This window comes from Paractinoplanes deccanensis, assembly GCF_016862115.1.
Classification (GTDB): Bacteria; Actinomycetota; Actinomycetes; order Mycobacteriales; family Micromonosporaceae; genus Actinoplanes; species Actinoplanes deccanensis.
Window position 1 is genome coordinate 40258 of sequence record NZ_BOMI01000165.1, and the last position, 19359, is coordinate 59616.

The 19359-nt window shown below is 70.0% G+C and carries 19 protein-coding genes and 1 pseudogene; 9 read left to right on the forward strand and 11 right to left on the reverse strand.

Translation table 11 applies throughout. The features are described from left to right. Complete coding sequence (locus Ade02nite_RS39635) at nucleotides 1-1716, forward strand: sensor histidine kinase (RefSeq protein WP_203775230.1); 1716 nt, start codon at nucleotides 1-3, stop codon at nucleotides 1714-1716. Then, nucleotides 1707-2372, forward strand: coding sequence for a response regulator transcription factor (locus Ade02nite_RS39640; RefSeq protein WP_203775232.1), 666 nt, complete (start codon nucleotides 1707-1709; stop codon nucleotides 2370-2372). Before Ade02nite_RS39635 ends, Ade02nite_RS39640 begins: the two co-directional genes overlap by 10 nt. Here the strand turns inward: Ade02nite_RS39640 and Ade02nite_RS39645 are convergent. The 4 genes from Ade02nite_RS39645 to chvE all read right to left on the reverse strand — a co-directional run bounded on the left by Ade02nite_RS39645 (nucleotide 2357) and on the right by chvE (nucleotide 8179). Continuing rightward, nucleotides 2357-4144 (reverse strand): sensor histidine kinase, encoded by a 1788-nt coding sequence (locus tag Ade02nite_RS39645; RefSeq protein WP_203775234.1) that lies wholly within the window; start codon nucleotides 4142-4144, stop codon nucleotides 2357-2359. The genes Ade02nite_RS39640 and Ade02nite_RS39645 overlap by 16 nt on opposite strands. 119 nt (nucleotides 4145-4263) lie before the next feature. Beyond that, nucleotides 4264-5514 carry a multiple monosaccharide ABC transporter permease gene (gene mmsB / locus Ade02nite_RS39650; RefSeq protein ID WP_203775236.1) on the reverse strand — a complete coding sequence of 417 codons (1251 nt, stop codon included), beginning with the start codon at nucleotides 5512-5514 and terminating at the stop codon, nucleotides 4264-4266. Then, entirely contained in the window at nucleotides 5511-7043 is a 1533-nt protein-coding gene (gene mmsA, locus Ade02nite_RS39655) for a multiple monosaccharide ABC transporter ATP-binding protein (protein WP_203775404.1), read from the reverse strand. Before mmsA ends, mmsB begins: the two co-directional genes overlap by 4 nt. 5 nt (nucleotides 7044-7048) lie before the next feature. Then, nucleotides 7049-8179: a multiple monosaccharide ABC transporter substrate-binding protein gene (gene chvE / locus Ade02nite_RS39660; RefSeq protein ID WP_203775238.1), complete on the reverse strand. Its 1131-nt coding sequence runs from the start codon at nucleotides 8177-8179 to the stop codon at nucleotides 7049-7051. 401 nt (nucleotides 8180-8580) lie between these two features. Here chvE and Ade02nite_RS39665 point away from each other — a divergent pair. After that, a pseudogene (locus Ade02nite_RS39665) lies at nucleotides 8581-8789 on the forward strand (IS5/IS1182 family transposase); the annotation flags it as partial. A 95-nt stretch (nucleotides 8790-8884) separates the two neighbouring features. Here Ade02nite_RS39665 and Ade02nite_RS50475 read toward each other — a convergent pair. Then, nucleotides 8885-9013 carry a hypothetical protein gene (locus tag Ade02nite_RS50475; protein ID WP_275409985.1) on the reverse strand — a complete coding sequence of 43 codons (129 nt, stop codon included), beginning with the start codon at nucleotides 9011-9013 and terminating at the stop codon, nucleotides 8885-8887. A 338-nt stretch (nucleotides 9014-9351) separates the two neighbouring features. Between Ade02nite_RS50475 and Ade02nite_RS39670 the strand changes: the two genes are divergently transcribed. Further along, nucleotides 9352-9567 carry a hypothetical protein gene (locus Ade02nite_RS39670; protein WP_203775240.1) on the forward strand — a complete coding sequence of 72 codons (216 nt, stop codon included), beginning with the start codon at nucleotides 9352-9354 and terminating at the stop codon, nucleotides 9565-9567. A gap of 308 nt (nucleotides 9568-9875) precedes the next feature. Then, nucleotides 9876-10820, forward strand: a complete 945-nt coding sequence (locus Ade02nite_RS39675; RefSeq protein WP_203775242.1) for a class I SAM-dependent methyltransferase — start codon at nucleotides 9876-9878, stop codon at nucleotides 10818-10820. Here the strand turns inward: Ade02nite_RS39675 and Ade02nite_RS39680 are convergent. Both Ade02nite_RS39680 and Ade02nite_RS39685 read right to left on the reverse strand, forming a co-directional pair. Then, the gene (locus Ade02nite_RS39680) at nucleotides 10781-11263 is read right to left on the reverse strand and encodes a hypothetical protein (protein WP_203775244.1); all 483 of its coding nucleotides are present in this window, start codon (nucleotides 11261-11263) and stop codon (nucleotides 10781-10783) included. The two genes, Ade02nite_RS39675 and Ade02nite_RS39680, sit on opposite strands and share 40 nt — an antisense overlap. Nucleotides 11264-11334: 71 nt before the next feature. Further along, nucleotides 11335-11907 (reverse strand): HD domain-containing protein, encoded by a 573-nt coding sequence (locus Ade02nite_RS39685; protein ID WP_203775246.1) that lies wholly within the window; start codon nucleotides 11905-11907, stop codon nucleotides 11335-11337. A 228-nt stretch (nucleotides 11908-12135) separates the two neighbouring features. On the opposite strand from Ade02nite_RS39685, the gene Ade02nite_RS39690 reads away from it, so the two are divergent. Further along, nucleotides 12136-12867 carry a DUF6082 family protein gene (locus tag Ade02nite_RS39690; protein WP_203775248.1) on the forward strand — a complete coding sequence of 244 codons (732 nt, stop codon included), beginning with the start codon at nucleotides 12136-12138 and terminating at the stop codon, nucleotides 12865-12867. Here Ade02nite_RS39690 and Ade02nite_RS39695 read toward each other — a convergent pair whose 3' ends face one another. Then, nucleotides 12868-13071 carry a DUF397 domain-containing protein gene (locus Ade02nite_RS39695; protein WP_203775250.1) on the reverse strand — a complete coding sequence of 68 codons (204 nt, stop codon included), beginning with the start codon at nucleotides 13069-13071 and terminating at the stop codon, nucleotides 12868-12870. 126 nt (nucleotides 13072-13197) lie between these two features. Next, nucleotides 13198-13929, reverse strand: coding sequence for an AraC family transcriptional regulator (locus Ade02nite_RS39700; RefSeq protein ID WP_239169378.1), 732 nt, complete (start codon nucleotides 13927-13929; stop codon nucleotides 13198-13200). Between the two features lie 55 nt (nucleotides 13930-13984). On the opposite strand from Ade02nite_RS39700, the gene Ade02nite_RS39705 reads away from it, so the two are divergent. Next, nucleotides 13985-15142, forward strand: a complete 1158-nt coding sequence (locus tag Ade02nite_RS39705) for an MFS transporter (protein ID WP_203775254.1) — start codon at nucleotides 13985-13987, stop codon at nucleotides 15140-15142. Here the strand turns inward: Ade02nite_RS39705 and Ade02nite_RS39710 are convergent. After that, nucleotides 15083-15931 (reverse strand): MEDS domain-containing protein, encoded by an 849-nt coding sequence (locus Ade02nite_RS39710; RefSeq protein ID WP_203775256.1) that lies wholly within the window; start codon nucleotides 15929-15931, stop codon nucleotides 15083-15085. The two genes, Ade02nite_RS39705 and Ade02nite_RS39710, sit on opposite strands and share 60 nt — an antisense overlap. A 112-nt stretch (nucleotides 15932-16043) precedes the next feature. Continuing rightward, nucleotides 16044-17186, reverse strand: a complete 1143-nt coding sequence (locus tag Ade02nite_RS39715) for an LCP family protein (protein WP_239169379.1) — start codon at nucleotides 17184-17186, stop codon at nucleotides 16044-16046. A gap of 137 nt (nucleotides 17187-17323) precedes the next feature. Here Ade02nite_RS39715 and Ade02nite_RS39720 point away from each other — a divergent pair, with 137 nt between their 5' ends. Both Ade02nite_RS39720 and Ade02nite_RS39725 read left to right on the forward strand, forming a co-directional pair. Then, nucleotides 17324-18268: a glycosyltransferase family 2 protein gene (locus Ade02nite_RS39720; protein ID WP_203775258.1), complete on the forward strand. Its 945-nt coding sequence runs from the start codon at nucleotides 17324-17326 to the stop codon at nucleotides 18266-18268. Beyond that, complete coding sequence (locus tag Ade02nite_RS39725; protein WP_203775260.1) at nucleotides 18261-19352, forward strand: glycosyltransferase; 1092 nt, start codon at nucleotides 18261-18263, stop codon at nucleotides 19350-19352. Before Ade02nite_RS39720 ends, Ade02nite_RS39725 begins: the two co-directional genes overlap by 8 nt. The last annotated feature ends 7 nt before the right edge of the window (nucleotides 19353-19359 follow it).

Sequence of the window (19359 nt, forward strand, 5' to 3'; positions counted from 1 at the left end):
GTGGCGGAGATGGCCGGGACCCGGGTGACGCTGGCCCGCCGGGCGACGATGGAGAAGCGCCTGGTGTGGTCGTGCGTCACCGCGGGGGCCGCGGCGGCCGTCGCGGCGGTGGCCGTTGAGGGGGCGGCATGGCGGGCCGACCCCCTCAACGGCGCCCTCAACGTGGCGCTGTCGGTCGCTCTCGCCGGGGCCGGCGCGCTGCTCGCGTTCCCTTTCGCGCGGCCCTCGCGGCTGCTGCCGTGGACCCTCGGGGCCTCGGCGGTGCTCTGGCCGGCGTCCTGGGCCGGCTACTGGGGTTCCGAGGCCGCGGGGCGGACGGGTCAGTACGCGAGTGTGCTCTTCTGCTTCTCCGTCTCCTCGGCGGCTCTGCTGTATCTCGACGACGGGGCCTGGCGGTGGCCGGTGCGCGCCTACCTCGCCGCCGCGGCTCTCGTCCTGCCGGTCGGCGAGGTGCTGCTCGACGTGACGGGCCTCGGCTACGACGACGCCGGCCCGGTGCTGGCCGTGGCGGACGGCCTTCTGGCCGCTCTCTTCGTCGCCGTGGCGGGCGACCAGGTGCGCCGGTTGCCGCGGCGGGAGCGGCCACCGGCCCTGGTCATCGTCGGCCCGGTCGTGATCGCGGCGGCGCTGATAGCGGCCGACGGCCCGGCCGCGATTCCCGGGCCCAGCGCCTTCCTCGCCGCCGGCACGCTCGTGCTCCTCGCCTTCCCGATCGCGCTGATCGGCTACACGTGGCGCAGCCGGGCGGCGGGCGCCCGGCTCGCGGACGAGATCGGGCGGATCCCGATGGTCACCGGTGACCGGGTCCGCGACGGGCTGCGCCGGGCCGTCGGCGATCGCGGCCTGAAGGTCTTCTACCGGATGCCCGGCGACACGGTGTACGTCGACGAGTCCGGCGCCGAGCGGACCGCCGCGTCGGTGCCGGCGCGCCGGCACCGGGTGTGGGTGGACGATCCCGCCGAGCCGGCCGGATCGGCGCCGGTCGCCCTGGTCGAAGTGGACGCGCGCTTCCGCCGCAAGCCCCTGGCCGAGCGGTTGCAGGCCGTCGCGCTGCTCAGCGACCGCGACATCGCGCTCGCCCGGCTCGACACCGTGACCAAGGTCTGGGCCCGCCGGGCCCAGGCCGGTGACCTGAGGCATCGCCGTGAGCTGGAGGAGGTCCTGCACGAGCAGGTCCAGCAGAGGGTGAGCGCCATCTCGATGACCCTCGGCCAGGTGGGGCTGCGGACGGAGGGCGACGAGGTCGCCACCGCCTCGGTCCGCTTCGCACAGAGCGAGCTCAGCGCCGCGCTCGCCCTCCTGCGCACGGTGGCGGAGCAGCTGCACTCCCCGATCCTGCGGGAGTCGGGCCTGGTGACGGCGCTGCGCGAGGTGGGCCACTCGCTCCGCCTGCCGCTGCGGGTGACGGTCGCCGACGAGGCCGGCCTCTCCCCCGGCATGCGGGCGATGGCGCTCGCGGCCGCACAGGACATCCTCGGTGACGTCGCGGACGGCCGGGCGCCCGGCACGTCGATCGAGGACCTCGGCGTCCAGGTGTCGGCCTCGCGCGACGTGGTGCACCTGCGCGTCGCCACCGGCCAGGACGGGCTGCTCGGGCTGGACACGCCCCGCGTCCGCCGGCTCTCCGACCGCACCCGGCACGCGGGCGGCGAGGTCCGGCTCGACGCCGGAACGGAAAGCTCCACCGTCATCTCAGTGAGGATGCCATGCGCGTAGCCGTTGCCGACGACACGTACCTGTTCCGCGAGTCCTTCTGCCTGCTCCTCGAGCACATGGGCATCGAGGTGAGCCACCGGGCGGCCAACGGCGCGGACATCGTCGCCGCCGTGGTGAAGGATCCGCCCGACGTGGTCATCCTCGACATCCGCATGCCGCCGGGCGAGACCGGCGGACTCGACGCGGCGGAGAGACTGCGCGGCGAGTTCCCCGACCTGCCCGTCCTGGCACTTTCCCTGTACGTCCAGCCCGTGTACGTCCAGCGGCTGCTCACGCCGGGGGCGCGCTTCACCGGCTACCGCCAGAAGGACCGGGTCGCCGACGCGACGGCGCTGCGCGAGTGCCTCGACCGGCTGGTGTCCGGCGAGACCGTGATCGAACCCGACATGGTCTCGATGCTCCTGCGCAGGAGGTCACCCGCGCGCAGCCCGCTGGCCCAGCTGACGCCGATGGAGATGCTGGTGCTCAAGCTGATGGCCGAGGGATTCAGCAACCGGCGCATCGCGGAGCAGCTGAAGATCAGCGTGCGCGCGGTCGAGGGCCGGGTGGGCGCCATCTTCGCGAAGCTGCACCTGTCCGCCGACGCCCTCGACCAGGACCGCCGGGTCATGGCGGTGCTGACCTTCCTGCGCGAGACCGGTCAGCGGGACGAGTGACCGGCATCAGGCAGTCGCACCTCCAGCGTCGTGCCCCCGCCGTCACCGGCGCGGACGTCCAGGGTGCCACCCAGCTCGGCGGCGCGCGCCCGGAGCCCGGCCAGCCCGCCACCCTCGGTGAAGCGGGCCCCGCCGAGGCCGTCGTCCGCGACGGTCGCTGTGACACAGGAGGCGTCGGCGCGAACGGTCACGGCGATGTGCCCGGCGAGGCCGTGCCGGACGGCGTTCTGGATGCCCTGCAGCAGAACGAAGTACAGGACCGTCTCCCGTTCCTGATCGAACCGGTCGGCGACGATGTCCAGCTCGACCGGGACGGCGAGGCGCGCCGTGAACCTGCGCATCGCGACCCGCAGGCCGTGGGCGCCGAGGATCTCCGGGACGCCGCCTCGCACGTACGTCCTCAGGTCCTCGATCAACTCGCCGGTCTGCTGCCGGCCGGTGTCGAGCAGGGTGCGCAGCTGTTTGTCCTCGGTCATCCCCGAGGCGTTCTCGAAGAGCATCAGCAGCGCGGTGAGGTTGCCCTGGATCCCGTCGTGGAGATCGCGCCGGATCCGATCCCGCGTGCGTTCCTCGGCGGTACGGGCGGCGTCCTGCGCGGCCCGCGTCCGTTCCAGCTGGGTGCGGAGCTCGGCCTGGAGGCGCGCGTTCTCCAGGGCCGGCCGCACCGCCGTCACGGCGGCGTCGACGTGCCGCGGATGGTTGCGGAGATCGGCCTCGAAGTCGATCAGCGCCAGCGGGTCGCCGTCCGCGCCGTCGACCCGCTTCCAGAGCCGGCCCGACGGGGCCGCGGCGGGGTCGCCGTCGCCCACGTGCGCCGCCGTCGCGCCGGCGGAGTCGACGAAGACCTGGTGGGCATGGGACCAGAAGTAGAGGGTCAGGCTGGGGTCCTTCAGCGTGCCGCGCAGCGCCGCCTGGACCCGTTCCTCCGACGCCGGGCTTACCTGCGGGACGAGCCGGCTGGTGATGGCGGCCGAGCGCAGCCGGTCGACGACGCTGGTGCTCAGCAGCGCGACGGGCACCAGCAGCGCCATGGTGCCCTGGATGACGTACGCCTGCATCGCGGCGTCCACATTGGTCATGGCGCCGTTCTGCTGGGCGACGGCGGAGACCAGGCCGATGAGCCCGACCCCGGCCACCAGCGGCCCGATGCGCTGCCGGGTGAACCCCCGGGAGGTGCGGAACTGGATCCACAGGGTGATCGCGTAGGCGAGAGCGAGGAGCATGTACAGCACGGTGGTGATGCGCACGACCGTGTCGAAGAGGGAGCGGTCGGCGTAGAGCGTGGGCCAGATCGCGTCCGCCGTGAACCCGTTGAACTCCGGCTCGCTGAACAGGGTGAGCGCGACCTGCGTGCCGCCGAGCACCGCCACCGCCGCGACCGACCACACCTTGGCCGCCGTGTTCTGGAGCCGCCCGGTGGGATAGAGCAGCACGCCGATGCCGAGCAGGGCGAAATAGAGCGACGCGCCCCAGTTGCCGATCAGCGGGTAGACGCCGCTGTTGCGGGAGGTCAGCCAGTTGGCACACCAGGCGAACGTCGCGGCGATCAGCAGCATCCCGGTCGGGCGGGTGGGCACGGCCGAGATCAGGATGCCGCCCGCCATGCCGAGCGCGCCGCAGCCGACGATGACGATGACCGCGGCGACGACGTGGTCACGCCAGTACGGCGCGCCGCTCACCCCGACCGCCACGGCACCCAGCAGGCCGATCGGTATGGCCTGTGCCAGGGGGTTCGTGGTGAGGACATCGATGGCGATCCGCCGCCGCTGCATGTTCCGGAGGGTAGCGGCGGCGGCGCGCGGCCGGCGTGGGCTGATCGACCGATGTCTTCCGGCTCCGCGCCGGATGGCGGGGCGGGCGTCCCGGGAGGAAAGCCCGCCCCGCCGGAGGCTCAGCGCGAGGCGCCCGCGCGGCGCTTCGTCCAGATGTCGAAGGCCACGGCGGCCAGCAGGACCGCGCCCTTGACCAGCATGACCTGTTCGCTCTCGGCGCCGATCAGGCTCATGCCGTTGTTGATGACGCCCATGATGAGACCGCCGGTGATGGCGCCGACCACCTTGCCGACGCCGCCCTGCACGGCGGCGCCGCCGATGAAGGCCGCGGCGATCGCGTCCAGCTCGAACTGGTTGCCGGCGGTCGGGTTGGCCTGGTTGAGACGGCCGGCGAAGATGATGCCGGCGAGCGCCGACAGCACGCCCATGTTCACGAAGATCCAGAAGATCACCGACTTGACCTTGACGCCGGAGAGCGTCGCGGCCTGGAGGTTGCCGCCGATCGCGTAGATCTGGCGGCCGAACACGGCCCGGTTGGTCAGCACCGAGTAGCCCAGCACCAGCGCGGCCAGCAGCACCAGCACCCACGGCAGGTTGCGGAAGCGGGCCAGCTGCACCACCACGAACATGACCAGCGCGGCCGCCACCACGATCTTGGCGACGAAGAGCGGGAACGGCTCGACGGCCTGCCCGTACTTCTGCCGGCCCTTGCGGGCACGCCACTGCACGACCACGATGCCCACCACCGACGCCACGCCGACGAGCAGGCTGAGCAGGTCGGCGCCGCCGAGCGCGCCGAGGCCGATGTTGCCCAGGTAGCCGTCGACGAAGCCGTTCGACAGCGTGCGCACCTCGTCGGGGAACGGGCCGATGCCGCGGTTGCCGAGGATCATCAGGGTCACCGCGCGGAACAGCAGCATGCCGGCGAGCGTGACGATGAAGGCCGGGATGCCGAAGTACGCCACCCAGTAGCCCTGCCACGCGCCGATCACCCCGCCGACGACCAGCGTGATGAGGATGGCGAGCGGCCACGGCACGCTGTGCTCGACCATCAGCACCGCCGCGACCGCGCCGCAGGCGGCCACGATCGAGCCCACCGACAGGTCGATGTGGCCGGCGATGATGATCAGGATCATCCCGATCGCGAGGATCAGGATGTACGAGTTCTGCACGATGATGTTGCTGATGTTCTGCGGGGCGAGCATGTCGCCGCCGGTGAGGATCGTGAACAGCAGCACGATCGCCAGGAACGCCAGGTAGATGCCGCTCTGGCGCAGGTTGAACGAGAACTTGCGGCCGCTCTTGCTCACCGGCACGGGCGGCGGCGCGCCGACGGCGAGGTCGGCGTTGGTGGGTGCCAGGCTGCTCACGAGGGGATCTCCTGCCCGGCGGTCATCAGGGTCATCAGGCCCTCCTGGGTGGCCTCGGCGCGCGGCACCTCACCGGTGATCCGCCCCGCCGAGAGGGTGTAGATGCGGTCGCAGAGTCCGAGCAGCTCGGGCAGCTCGGACGAGATGACGAGCACGGCCTTGCCGGCGTCGGCGAGCTCGTTGATGATCGTGTAGATCTCGTACTTCGCGCCGACGTCGATGCCGCGGGTCGGCTCGTCGAGGATCAGCACGTCCGGGTCCGTGAAGATCCACTTGGCCAGCACGACCTTCTGCTGGTTGCCGCCGGACAGCTTGCCGGTCACGCTGGAGACGCTGGGCGCCTTGATGTTCAGGCTCTTCCGGTAGCCCTCGGCGACCTTGTACTCCTCGTTGTCGTCGACCCAGCCGCGCTTCGCCAGCCGGCTCAGCGCCGCCGCGGACACGTTGCGCTTGATGTCCTCGATCAGGTTCAGGCCGTACCGCTTGCGGTCCTCCGTCGCGTACGCGATGCCGTGCTCGATGGCCTCGCCGACGGACCGCAACCGGATCTCCTTGCCGTCCTTGATCAGGCGGCCGGAGATGTCGCTGCCGTAGGAGCGGCCGAAGATGCTCATCGCGAGCTCGGTGCGCCCCGCGCCCATGAGGCCGGCCAGGCCGACGATCTCGCCCCTCTTCAGGGACAGGGTGGCGTCGCGCACCAGCACACGCCCGTGCTGGGTGGGGCTGTGCACGGTCCAGTTCTCGACCCGGAACACCTCCTCGCCGATCTTGGGCTCGTGCGGCGGGAAGCGGTGGTCGAGGTCGCGCCCGACCATGCCCGAGATGATCCGGTCCTCGGTGAGCCCCTCCGACGGCAACGTGGTGATCGTGCGCCCGTCGCGCAGGATCGTCACCCGGTCGGCGATGTCGAGCACCTCGTTCAGCTTGTGCGAGATGATCACGCACGTGATGCCGTCCTCGCGGAGCCCGCGCAGCAGCTCCAGCAGGTGCGCCGAGTCGTCGTCGTTGAGCGCGGCGGTGGGCTCGTCGAGGATGAGCAGCCGTACGCGCTTGGACAGCGCCTTGGCGATCTCGACGAGCTGCTGCTTGCCGACGCCGAGGTCGAGCACCGGGGTGGTCGGGTTCTCGTGCAGCCCGACCCGCCGCAACAGGTCGGCGGCCGCGGCGTTGGTGCGGTTCCAGTCGATCAGGCCACGGGTGGCCATCTCGTTGCCGAGGTAGATGTTCTCGGCGATCGACAGGTTCGAGGCGAGCGCCAGCTCCTGGTGGATGATGACGATGCCCTTGTGCTCGCTGTCGCGGATGCCCCCGAAGCGGCACGGCTCGCCGTCGAACTCGATCTCGCCGTCGTACTCGCCGTGGGGGTAGACGCCGGAAAGCACCTTCATGAGGGTGGACTTCCCGGCGCCGTTCTCCCCGCAGATCGCGTGGATCTCGCCGCGGAGCACCTCCAGGTTGACGTCGTCGAGCGCGCGAACGCCCGGGAACGTCTTGGAGATGCCCCGCATGCGCAGGATGGTGTCGGTCAATTCGCTCACTGACCCAGCTGGGCCTCGGTGTAGTAACCGGTGTCGACCAGTTCCTTCTTGTAGTTGCTCTTGTCGACGATCACCGAGTTGAGCAGCATCGACGGAACGACCTTGACGCCGTTGTTGTAGTCCTTGTCGTTGTTCGTCTGCGGCTTCTGGCCCTTGAGAACCGCGTCGGCCATCTCGACGGTCGTCTTGGCGAGCTGGCGCGTGTCCTTGTAGATCGTCGAGTACTGCTCGTTCGCGATGATCGACTTGACCGAGGCGGCCTCGGCGTCCTGGCCGGTGACGATCGGGTACTTCTGCGCGGGCGTACCGTAACCGTTGCTCTTGAGCGCGGAGAGGATGCCGATCGAGAGCCCGTCGTACGGCGAGAGCACGCCGTCGACCTTGGCGCCGTCCCGGTAGGTGGAGGTCAGCAGGTTCTCCATGCGGTCCTGGGCCGTCTTGGCCTGCCAGCGGAGAATCGCGACGGTCTTGAAGTCGGTCTGCTTGCTCTTGACGACCAGGGTGCCGTCGTCGAGGTACGGCTTGAGCACGCTCATCGCGCCGTTGAAGAAGAAGGTCGCGTTGTTGTCGTCCGGCGAGCCGGCGAACAGCTCGACATTGAACGGGCCCTTGGCCGAGCCCTTGGAGCCGTCGGCGTTGAGCACCTTGAGGCCGGTCAGCAGCGAGGTGGCCTGCTGCACGCCGACCTTGAAGTTGTCGAACGTCGCGTAGTAGTCGACGTTGGGGCTGTTGCGGATCAACCGGTCATACGCGATGACGGGAATGTTGTTGGCCTTCGCGTTCTCCAGCTGGGTGGTGATCGCGGTGCCGTCGATCGACGCGATGATCAGCAGCTTGGCGCCCTTGGTGATCTGGTTGTCGAGCTGCTGCGTCTGCGTCGGGATGTCGTCGCCGGCGTACTGGAGGTCGACCTTGTAGCCGAGGTCCTCCAACTGCTTCTTGACGTTGTCACCGTCGCTGATCCACCGCTCGGACGTGCGGGTGGGCATGGTGACACCGATCAGGGCGCCCTTGTTGTCGGCGGCGCCGGCCTCTTTATCGACGGTCTTCTCGCTCGAACCGCACGCGGTCAGGGCTGTGACCAGCACGGCGGCGGAAACCACCGCACCCATCCTGGACAGTCTCATGCGCGGAACTCCTTAGTCAGAACTCCCTCAAAGGGGCGGGGGTGCGGTCGAGTGTGAACGCTCACATAGGATCGTGTCAACCGTTCCAAGCAACCTTGCCGACATGTGGCCGAAACTTTGTTATCGATAACAAATGCGTCTCAGACCCCGCCATTCATAGGCGCGCGTGGTATCCCCGGAATCCACGTCGCTTGATCCCCCGCCCACCCACACCCGCGCCACGACGCGCCCACACGCGGGCACCCGCTCGCCCGATGCCGGAGCCCGCGCCGGCCGGCCACCGCTCACCGGCCGTCCACCACCAACCGAGCCCGCATTGGGGCGCCACACCACGCGGCACTCAGTGAGCGCTTCCGAGGGTTGCCGGACGGCGTTCGCGGTGATTTCGGTAGTCGCGGCGGCGTTACGTCCAGGAGGCGATCGCCCTGCTCAGCATGGCCGCAGACGACCTCGCCAGCGCGATGCCGAGCATCCAGCAACTGGTGTACGCGATCCTCGACGGCACCCAGATCCCGATCGACCGGGTCGCCGACCAGAAGCCGTACTACTCCGGCTGCACAAGCGGCACGACGTCAACGTGCAGGTCATCGCCGACGCGGCCGGGCGTCTGAGCTGCCCGCGCCGCGCGGCCGTAATCGTGCGGGCCGGCCTCGCCTGCACGACGTCGAAGCCAACCGCTACGCGATCCCCTGAGCCGCCCGCGCGCTACGGACTTGCTTCGCCTCGGGAGCGCTTCAACGGATCACCCGGCGACGGCATCCCCGCCATGCGTTCCTCTTGGATCTGGATCTCCTCGTTGATCTTGTGGGTATGCGGACGATAGATCAGGTCCACCGGCCCCATGATCTCCCGCCCACGCCGCGGCGCCGGGTACGTGCCGCCAGCCAGGCGAGGAAACACAGGAGCACCGTCAGCACGGCGACGAATACCAACCACGGCACCACTTCTCCCACCGGAGCAGCCTACGCCGGATAGCGGCCTGGTCGCTGTCAGCAATGGAGGTTCATTGCGTAGCTCCGGTGGGGCGCGGATGAGGCCCGCAGGGCGGTTCAGGGCGCGGCTGGACACCGGAATGGGGCAGGGAAAGACAGCGCAGCCAGGCTTTCGGCCGGCGCACCGGATCTTAGTCGACTGCCCTACCGCCGATTGCGGGTCCGATCGGGTGCTTCGCCGTGCCGGCACCAGGTTGCTCCCTCGGCGGCGACCTGCACCACCAGGATGAGAACGGCTCACTGATCAAGGAGCCGGGACGGATCCTGGAGGAGTTGCGTGAGCAGATCCGGCTGGCCGAAGGCCGTGATGCCGGGCCGCCAGCCGGGGTGAGCGACTCGCAGTCGGTCAAGGCGGCTGACACCGGCCGCGCCGAATTCCCTGCGCTTCCCGGGTGATCCCGCGTGATTCCCCGGCTTTCTGTGGTCATATCTCGCTGTCGTTTCTCGACGAATTTCTGACCATCGAGCCGAGCTATGTGATTTTCTCGCAACCGGGCCTCCTCACCCCAATCTTCGATCATGCTGAGTTTGATTCCGGCATAGACGAGCACCAAACTACTCCCCGCCGCCCCGGGGGGAGGCGAGCTGAGCAAAGTGAGGCCATTGTTGCGGACACGCGCTTGATCCCGCTCGGCGCCTGTGGACAACCGCGAGTGCTGTGGAAAACTCCGCGACTGTCAGCCCGGCGGCCTAGGGTGGGCTTCATGCGGTGGACGACCAAGGCACGGATCCAGCGGATCTGCGCCGCGGCTCCCGGCGGCGGCGTTGCCTACCGGCAGCTCCAGCGACGGCTCGGGCGGCTCGCGGCCGATCCGTTCCGGCGGCTGCCCCAGCACGCTCAGATGATGCGCCGGCTCGCCGAGCTCGGGCTGCGCCTCGACGGGCTGCGCTGCCTCGAGATCGGCACCGGGCACATCCCGATCGCGCCCGTGGCCATGCATCTGTGCGGCGCGCGCGAGGTCGTCACCGTCGACCTGCACCGGCGGCTGCAACCCGATCTCACCAGCGAGATGCTGCACAAACTCGTCGCGGCCGAGGATCAGGTCCTTGAGCTGTACGACGGGCTCGTGTCCCCGATGACGCTGCGCGCCCGGCTCGGCGTGATCGCGGAGCTCGCCGACCGGCCGCGGGAGCTGTTCCGCCGCATCGGCGTGCGCTATCTGGCGCCCGGCGACGCGTCACGCATGCCCGACCCGGACGGCAGCTTCGACCTGAGCTTCTCGATGACCGTGCTCGAGCATGTCACCCCGCGGGCGCTGCGGGCCCTCCTCGCCGAGTCGCGCCGGCTGCTCGGCCCGGACGGTTTCGCGGCGCACCTCATCGACCCCAGCGACCACTTCGCCCACCAGGACCCGGCCATCACGCGCATCAACTTCCTGCGCTATTCGGCGCGCCAGTGGGTGCGCATAGCCGGCAACGAATACGCCTACTGCAATCGCCTTCGCGCGCCCCAGCTGATCCGCATGTTCGCCGACGCGGGGTTCGGCATCGAGCGGTGTGACCGCGTCGTCGACGCCGATTCCCGCGCGGCTCTGGAGGGTGCTTTCCGCGTGCACGAGGATTTCGCGTCCTTCGACCCGGTGGATCTGTGCACGACAGAGCTGACCGTCTATGCGCGGCCCAAGGTTTTCGCCGCGGCGCCGGCGTAGTCCTGTGTGGTGTCCCGTGTCAGTTCCATGACCCAGTCGGTTTCCCAGGTGCGGCCGCCGTCGTACGAGAACTTCTGCTCCCAGCGCGGGCTCGAGGAGGTGGTGCCCGACCAGATGAAATGCACCCGAATGGGACGTCCCTCGTGGGTGTCGTCGCCGTAGAAGTCGCCCCGGCCGTCGCGGAACGTGCCGTGCACCGGCGGGTAGAGGCGCCCGGTGGTGCCGCTGGCCCAGTAGATCGACCACTGCCGGCTCTCGACGTCGAAGAGGCGGAGGGTCAGCCCACGCGACTTCAGGGTCGGAAACTCGATCTCGTCGACGTTGCCGAGCCCGTCGAGCGCGGGCCGGCAGGTGGCGTAGCCCGGAAACTCGTCCCAGCCGTCACCGCGGCGGCGCCGGTTCACCACGTGCCACGAACCCATGAGGAAGTCGAAGTCGTTCATGGCCCCATCGTCGTGGCAATGACTGACAACCTCTGTCAGGTAGGGCCGGGAGTCGCGGCGCCCGTGGAGGGTCAGGTGATGGCGTGGCCGTAGCGGGCGGCGAGGGCCGACAGGTCGGGCACGCCGAACTCGGCCGTGAGCTCGTCGAAGCGCTTTACCTTGTCGGGACCGAAACGGGCGACGCTCGAACGGTAGGTGGGGGCCGAGACGAAGACGGGCGGCTTGGTCTTGCTGTGGAACTTGTCGGCGTACATGACGAGGGTTTCCTCGCCGCTCTCGGGGACGTAGTCGGCGGGCGGGAGCGGCAACCCCTGGCGGGAGATGTCGTCCCGGGTGATGCCGACGCCGGTGTGGCACGAGCAGAAGCGCCACAGCGGCGCGGCAAGGCCCGCGGAACGCAGCAGATCGTGGCCGAGGATGCCGTGCCGGATGTAGATCTCCCCCGGCGACAGCAGGTAGACGCCGATGTCGTGCAGCAACGCCCCCGCCCGCACGAGCGCGACGTCCTCCGGTCGGCCGCGGAGCAACTGCTCGACCACCGAGCACACGACGCGGCAGTGGGTCCACACCAGTTCGAACGCTTCCCTGCTCGGCGCGAACCGTTGATGCAATGCGCGGATTTGCTCGTCATCAGGAACGTTCATGATTCCGGCATGATAGATCGAATCCTCAGCAGACGCTCAGGCGTAGTCACCATCGGAGGACGCGGATGATCCGACAACATGGACTCCTGCCGCACCTTACCCAAGAAGAAAGGTGGCTTTCTGCTTGATAGCAGATCGCCACAGAGCATTTTCGGCGCCTTGATGAGTGAATACCGTCATGATTGTTCGACTCCGGCACACTGACAGTACACACGCCTGGGAGTCGAAATGACGACAGCGGATTCTCGGACGGCTGAACACACCGGAACCTTCGTCCGATGGGTGCTCGTGACGATGTGCGTTGCCGGCTTCGCCGCGGCCATGGTCAGCGTCATCCTGGCTCCGCTACTTCTCATCCGGCTCTCCGCCCCCGGCGACGACTACTCGAGGGCGAGCGACATCGGCCAGGCTTACGGCGCCGCGTCGGCCGTCATCGCCACTCTCACGCTGGCTGTCGTCATGGCAGGATTGGCCGTGCAACATCGTCAGCTCCGCAACGAGCGGGTGCGCTCCATGCTGGGCTCGACTGAGGAACTCGTCAAGATCGCGATGGACGAGCCCGTCTACCGCCAGTGCTGGGGCGCCCGCGTCGCTCCGGAAGGGTTGGATGAGGATCTCTTCTACTACTGCAACCGCATCCTGAAGGCCTGGAAGCAAGGCTGGGATCTACGGGAGATGTCGGAGACTCAAACACGCCGGTTTCTGGCGAACTTCTTCGACAGCGAGGTCCCCCGACGCTTCTGGGAGTTGCACGGCGACTGGCACGAGACGGTGAAGGCCCGGAGCCGGCGTGAGCAATTCCTGGCGATCGTGAACGAGGAATACTTGCGAGCCACCAAAGGCGGCCCGCCGTCACGCGCGCGGGAGACGCGGGAACCGCCGGCCAGGACGAGCTCGAAATCCCGCCGGCAGAACACCGTCGAACATGACTATCTCAACGGGCGCCGAGTCGTTCCCTAGTCAGCCCAGGTGACCGGCCTTGATCGCGGCGATCAGATCCCGCCACACCGGCCTAGAAAGCGTGAGTGCCACGTCGGGCAATTGCGAATTCCGGAGACCGACCATCTCACCACCGGGGAGTTCGGCCACTTCGACACAGTGGTTGTCAGTGATGCACCGGGCGCTGCGGCGCCACAATGGCCCCGGCTCGACAATGTCCGACATATCCGGAATAGCTCCCAAGGGGAAGAGATCAAACCCGCGACACGATATCGCGGACACCCAGTGCTGAGTGCGCGGCAACACGCCCACATCACGCGATTGGCTGACGGCCGGGCGGTGGCAGCTATATCAAGGACCGAAGTAGCGGCCGGGCGTGGTGCCGAAAGCGGCGCGGAACGACTCGATGAACGCGCTCGGGCTGCGGAAACCGCAGTCGGCGGCGACGCGGGTGACGGAACGGCCGGCGGCCAGCAGCGTGACGGCGTGGTGCAGGCGCAGCTGGGACCGCCACTGCGGGAATGTCATGCCGGTCTCGGCGCGGAACAGCCTCGACAGGGTGCGCTCCGCGGCGCCGACCTCGCGGCCCAGTTCGGTCAGGGAACGCTGGTCGGCCGGGTTCGCGGTCAGCAGGCGGGCCAGGTGCGCGAGGCGCGGGTCGGCGGGGGCGGGCAGGTGCAGCGGCAGCGCCGGGACGTCGCGGAGCTGCCACAGGGCCACCTGCTCCAGGTGGTGCCGTTGCTCCGCCGGGACGCCGTCCTCCGTCAGCGTCCGGATCACCTCGCGCAGCAGCGGGCCGACGGAGAGCACCGCCGGCGCCGGGGAACCGGGCAGGGCGGCGTCGAAGATCAGCGAGCGCATCGATGTGGGGCCGTGCGCCCGGTGCGCGTGCGCGACCCCGGCCGGGATCCAGACCGCGCGGTTCGGCGGCACCACCCACGAGCCGCGCGCGGTGAACACCTGGAGCACGCCCCGGAGCGGATAGATCAGCTGGTGGACGGCGTGGTCGTGCCACTCGATGCGCTCGTTGCGCCCGAGCGCCGTCGTCGTGGGGCCGTGCAGCACGTGGCGGTCTACCGACACAAGCAGGCAGAATATCGGAAGCCCGCACCACGGCCGCGTTGGCAGGGTCGTGACCATGATGTGGTTGTGGGCCCTCGCGCACACTGTTGACGACCTCTACCAGGGACTCGTTCCCGCCACCCTGCCCTACTTCGTGCTCGATCACCGGTACAGCTACGTGGCGGCCTCCGGGCTCACGCTCGCCGCGGCGCTCGGCAGCGCCGTGCCGCAGCCGTTCATCGGCATGCTCGTCGACCGTTACCAGGTCCGGTGGCTCGCCGCCGCCGGGGTGACCCTGGCGGGGCTGGGGCTCGGCCTGTCCGGGATCGCCGGCGGCCACTACCCCACGGTCTTCGCGCTGATCCTGCTGTCGGGGCTCGGCGTCGCCATGTTCCACCCCGCCGCGGGCCGCGGCGCCCGCGAGGACGCCGGGGACAGCGCCTCGAAGATGAGCCTGTTCGCGGCCGGCGGCAGCGTCGGCTTCTTCCTCGCCCCGGTGCTCGCCACGCCCGCGCTCGTCGCGTTCGGGGTGCCCGCCACGGTCCTGTTCATCCCGCCCGCCCTGGTGATCGGCTTCGTGCTGCTGCGGCGCTCGGCGAGGCGGACCGCCACCGTCGTGGCCGCCGTCGCCGGCGGCAGGGACCAGTGGCGGCCGTTCCTGGCGCTCACCGGCATCGAGATGGTCCGGTCCGTGGCGTTCTTCGGGGTGATCACCTTCATCGAGCTGTACTGGATCCGGCACCTGCACGCGAGCCGCGGCACCGCCGGGGCGGCGCTCGCCGTCTTCCTCGTCGGCGGGGTCGCCGGCACGCTGCTGGGCGGGCGGGTCGCCGACCGGATCGGCATGGTCCGCACCATCCAGTGGGGCGCGCTGGTGGCGATCCCGCTCTTCGTGGCGCTGCGGTGGGCGCCGTGGCCGCTGCTGTTCGCCGCGCTGGCCGGCGTGGCGCTCAACGTCCCGTTCGCGGTGCTGGTCAAGCTCGGCCAGGATTATCTGCCGGGCCGCCCGGGCACCGCCGCCGGGGTGACGCTGGGGCTGGCGGTCAGCGTGGGCGGGCTCTTCGCGCCGCTGCTGGGCGCGGTCGCCGAGGCGTACGGCCCGGAAGGTGTCCTGGCGATCCTCGGGGCGGCGCCGGCGGTGGCGCTGCTGCTCGGGCTGATGCTGAAGGACCCGTCAGAGGGTCGCGGCGTCGGGCAGGCCGTGGAAGCGCAGCAGCCGGCCGACCACCGGTGAGCAGCCGCGGATGCGGATGCGGTCCATGCTGTCGGCCACCGCCTGGATCATGACGCGGGCGGCGGCGGTGTCGGCGAAGCGCAGGCCGGTCACGTCCACGACCGCCGTCGCGTCCGGCGGCAGGTCGGTGACCAGGCCGTCGAGGACCGACTCCAGCGCGTACCGGTTGGACATGTCGGCCTCGCCGGTGAGCCGCAACCCGAACGGCTCGGTGGTGCGGCGGCAGCGCAGCGACGACTCCGGGTCGAAGGGCAGCAGCGGGCCGGCCGCGCCCGGATGGGCCAGCGCGAGGCGGCGCAGGGTCAGCGGATCGAAGAGCTTGCGGTCGTACGCGCAGACGCCCACCACGTAGCCGTCGACGAACACCTCGTTGACGCGGGCCTCGTACCAGTCGAGCCGGTCGGCGCCGGCCACCCCGCGCGCCGCCCACGACATGTCGCCGATCACCCGCAGGCCTTGATAGCCCTCGTCGCGGGCCTGCGCCTTAGCGGTCGCGAAGAGGGCGAGCGCCGCCTCGGCGTCGAACGAGCCGGCGCTGAGATAGCTGGCCTCGGCGGTCTCGGCGCGCAGCTGGCCGGTGGCGAGCAGGCTGCGGGTCGGCACCTTGCGCGCGTCGAGCCGGTGCAGGACCGCGCCGGGGTCGTCGCCCAGATACACCACCTTGTGGCGCGCGCGCAGGCCGCCCTCGAGCACGTCGGCGACGGCGTCGAGCCGGACGGTGTCGTCGTCGACGGTCCAGCACACGTGGTCGCCGAGGTCGAGCTGATCGAGAACGCCCAGCCCGCTCACGGCACCCCCTTCGGTTCGCGTCGCTCCCCCTCGTCGCGAAGTGCGGTTCACCGTACGCCACCGGACGTCACCGGTGGGTGACCCGGAAGGGTGAAGTTGCGAGACGGCCGGTTCAGGTCGAGGCGACCCAGGTGGGATGCGCCTCGGCGAACTGCGCGACCTGGTCGTTCTTGGCCGCCTTCAGCAGATCGAGGCTGTCGTCGCTGAGCAGCTGGACGCTGCCGACGCCGGGGATCGACTCGCTGTTGAACTTGCCGTCGTTCGTCTTGAGCGTGACGAGGTCGTCCGGGTTGATGCCGCGCATCGCGAAGACCCAGTCCTCCAGGGAGATGCCGCCCGAGTCGACGGTGACGGCCTTGCCGATCGCGCTGAGCAGCCCCGGCAGCTTCGTCGGCGAGTCGAGCCCGTCCTTGACCGTCTGTTGCACGACGGCCTTGAGGAACTGCTGCTGGTGCCGCTGCCGGCCGTAGTCGAAGTCGTTGTCGGCGAGCAGGTCGCGCTGGCGGACGAAGTCGAGCGCCTCGGTGGGCGTGAAGCAGTGGTTGCCCTTGGCGTAGAAGTTCGGCGTCACGCCCTTGATCTTGTGGTTGAGCGTGCCGTCGGAGTTGATGACGTACGGGGCCGCCTGCTTGCCGTCGGCGGTGTGCCCGATGTGAATCGAGGTGGTGTCCTCGTCGACGTACATGCAGACCTTGCCGAGCACGTCGACGATCTGCTGGAAGCCCTCGAAGTCGATGATCGCTCCGGCGTCCGGGGTGATCCCGGTGAGCTTCTTGATCGTCAGGGACAGCAGCTCGAAGCCGTGCGACAGGGCAGCGCTGCCGGTCAGGCCCCTGCTCCCGTACGCGAAAGCAGCATTGAGCTTGTTTTTGCCGCCGGCGTAGCTCTGCGCGCCGTTGTCGTAGGCGGGGATCGGCACGTAGCTGTCGCGCGGCAACGAGATCAGGTAGGCGCTTTTGTGGTCGGCGGTGATGTGCATCAGGATGATCGAGTCGGAGCGCGTGGGGTCACCGGGCTTCGCCGAGGCGCGCCGGTCGATGCCGACGAGCAGAATGTTCTTCGCGCCCGTGACGGTGGCGTGCCTCTCGGTCCCGGCCGTCGTCGACGAGCCCAGCAGGTCCTGCTGTTTGATCGACTTGGTGGCGGCCTGCACGGTCGCCTGGACCGCGACGACCGAGCCGCCACCCACGACGGCGAGCAGGGCGCCGAGCCCGACGCACCACCGGGCCCAGCGAGGGCTCCTCTTCTTGCGCACGATCCACCGTCCCTCGGCCCGGTCAAAAATCCATGGAAGTTCGCTGCCGAGTTGCTGAGATCACGCCTGCCATTCACCGAGGCTCCCTAGCGTCCACCTCTCCGTCATCCGCCGCACGTATGCCGAAGCAGGTCGCCATGTCCTCACAGCCGGACGTCAGCGTCGTCATCCCGACGCGCAACCGCCCGGAGCTCGCCGTGCGCGCCGTGCACAGCGCCCTCGGCCAGACCCACCGCGACCTCGAGGTCATCGTCGTGGTCGACGGCCCCGACCCGGCCACCGAGGAAGCGCTGGGGCAGGTGGCGGACGAGCGCCTGCGCGTCGTCGTGCTGCCCGAGAGCGGCAAGGCACCGAACGCCCGCAACCAGGGCGTGCGGCACGCGTACGGGCGGTGGGTCGCCCTGCTGGACGACGACGACGAGTGGCTGCCGGAGAAGCTGGAGACCCAGCTCGCGCTCGCCGCCACGGCCAAGCTGGCCTCGCCGATCGTCGCCACCCGCATGATCAGCCGTACGCCGCGCGCCGACTCGGTCATGCCGCGCCGCCTGCCCGAGGCGGACGAGCCGCTGAGCGAATACCTGACCGTGCGCCGGGGCCTGTTCTACGGCGACGGCTTCATCCAGACCTCGACGATCATGGCGCCCACCGAGCTGCTGCGCCGGGTGCCGTTCACCGTCGGCCTGCGCCGCCAGCAGGAGCTCGACTGGACGCTGCGCGCCCTGCAGCACGACGACGTCGAGCTGCTGTACGCGCCCGAGGCGCTCGTGCTGTGGCACCAGGACGAGAACCGGGAGCGGATCAGCCTGCAGAACCCGTGGGAGGAGCAGCTGGAGTGGCTGCGCGCCAACCGCTCGCTGTTCACCCCCCGCGCGTACGCTGCCTTCACCATGAGCGTCCTCAGTTCCATGGCCGCGCCGACGCGCAGCACCAAGGTCTTCCGCGAGCTGCTCAGCGAGGCCCGGTCGCACGGCCGGCCGGGCGCCATCGACTATGTGACCTACCTGCAGATCTGGGCGCTTCCCCCGGCCGTACGCCATCGCCTGCGCGACGCCGTGCTCGGCCGCAAGACCGCCGATGCCTGAGCCCGCGAAGAGGGTCGCGATCTGGCGCAGCGCCATGCTGCCCGCCTCGGAGACCTTCGTGCGCAACCAGGCCGACAACCTCACCCGCTGGCAGCCCGTCTACGTGGGCGCCACGAAGATGGACTCGGTCCTGGCCCGCGACACCGACCGCATCGTCTTCCCCGCGCCCGAGGACAGCCGCGCGTTCCTGCGCCTGCGCCTCACGGGCAGCTCGCCCCGCCTGCGCCTGCAGCTCGCCGCCGTCCGCCCCGACCTGGTGCACGCCCACTTCGGCGGCGACGGCTGGCTCGTGTCCGGCGAGACGAAGCGCCTCGGCGTGCCCCTGGTCGTGACCCTGCACGGCCACGACGTGACCCGCCAGCCGCAGAGCTCCGGCGCGCACGGCCTGCGCTACCGCCGCAACCTGCGCAGCGTCTTCGACCGCGCCGACCTGCTGATCGCCGTCTCCGAGGTGATCCGCCAGAAGGCGATCGGCTGGGGCGCCGACCCGGCGAAGGTCCGCGTGCACCACACCGGGGTGCCGGTCCCCGCCTCGGTGCCGGTGGCCGAGAAGCGGTGGGACGTGGCGTTCGTGGGCCGCTTCGTCGCGAAGAAGGGCGCCGACGACCTGATCGCCGCGCTCGGCCCGTACAAGGGGCTGTTCATCGGCGACGGGCCGCTGCTGGACGAGATGCGCTCGCGGGCCGGCCGCGCCGGCGTCGACGCCACGTTCACCGGCGCGCTGCCGGCAAGCGAGGTCTACCGTCTGCTGAGCGAGTCACGCGTGCTGGCCGCCCCCTCGAAGACGGCCGCCGACGGCGACACCGAGGGCCTGCCCACCACGATCGTCGAGGCCGCCGCCCTGGGCCTGCCCGTCGTCTCGACGGTGCACAGCGGCATCCCCGAGGCCGTCCGCGACGGCGAGACCGGCCTGCTCGGCCCCGAGGGCGACCGCGAGGCCCTCGCCGCCAACCTGCGCAAGCTCCTCGGCGACGACGACCTCCGCGCCACGATGGGCCGCGCGGCCCGCGCCCACGCCGAGGCGAGCTTCGACGTGGCCACCCAGTCCCGCCGCCTGGAAGACCTCTACGACGCGCTCCGCTAGTACGCTT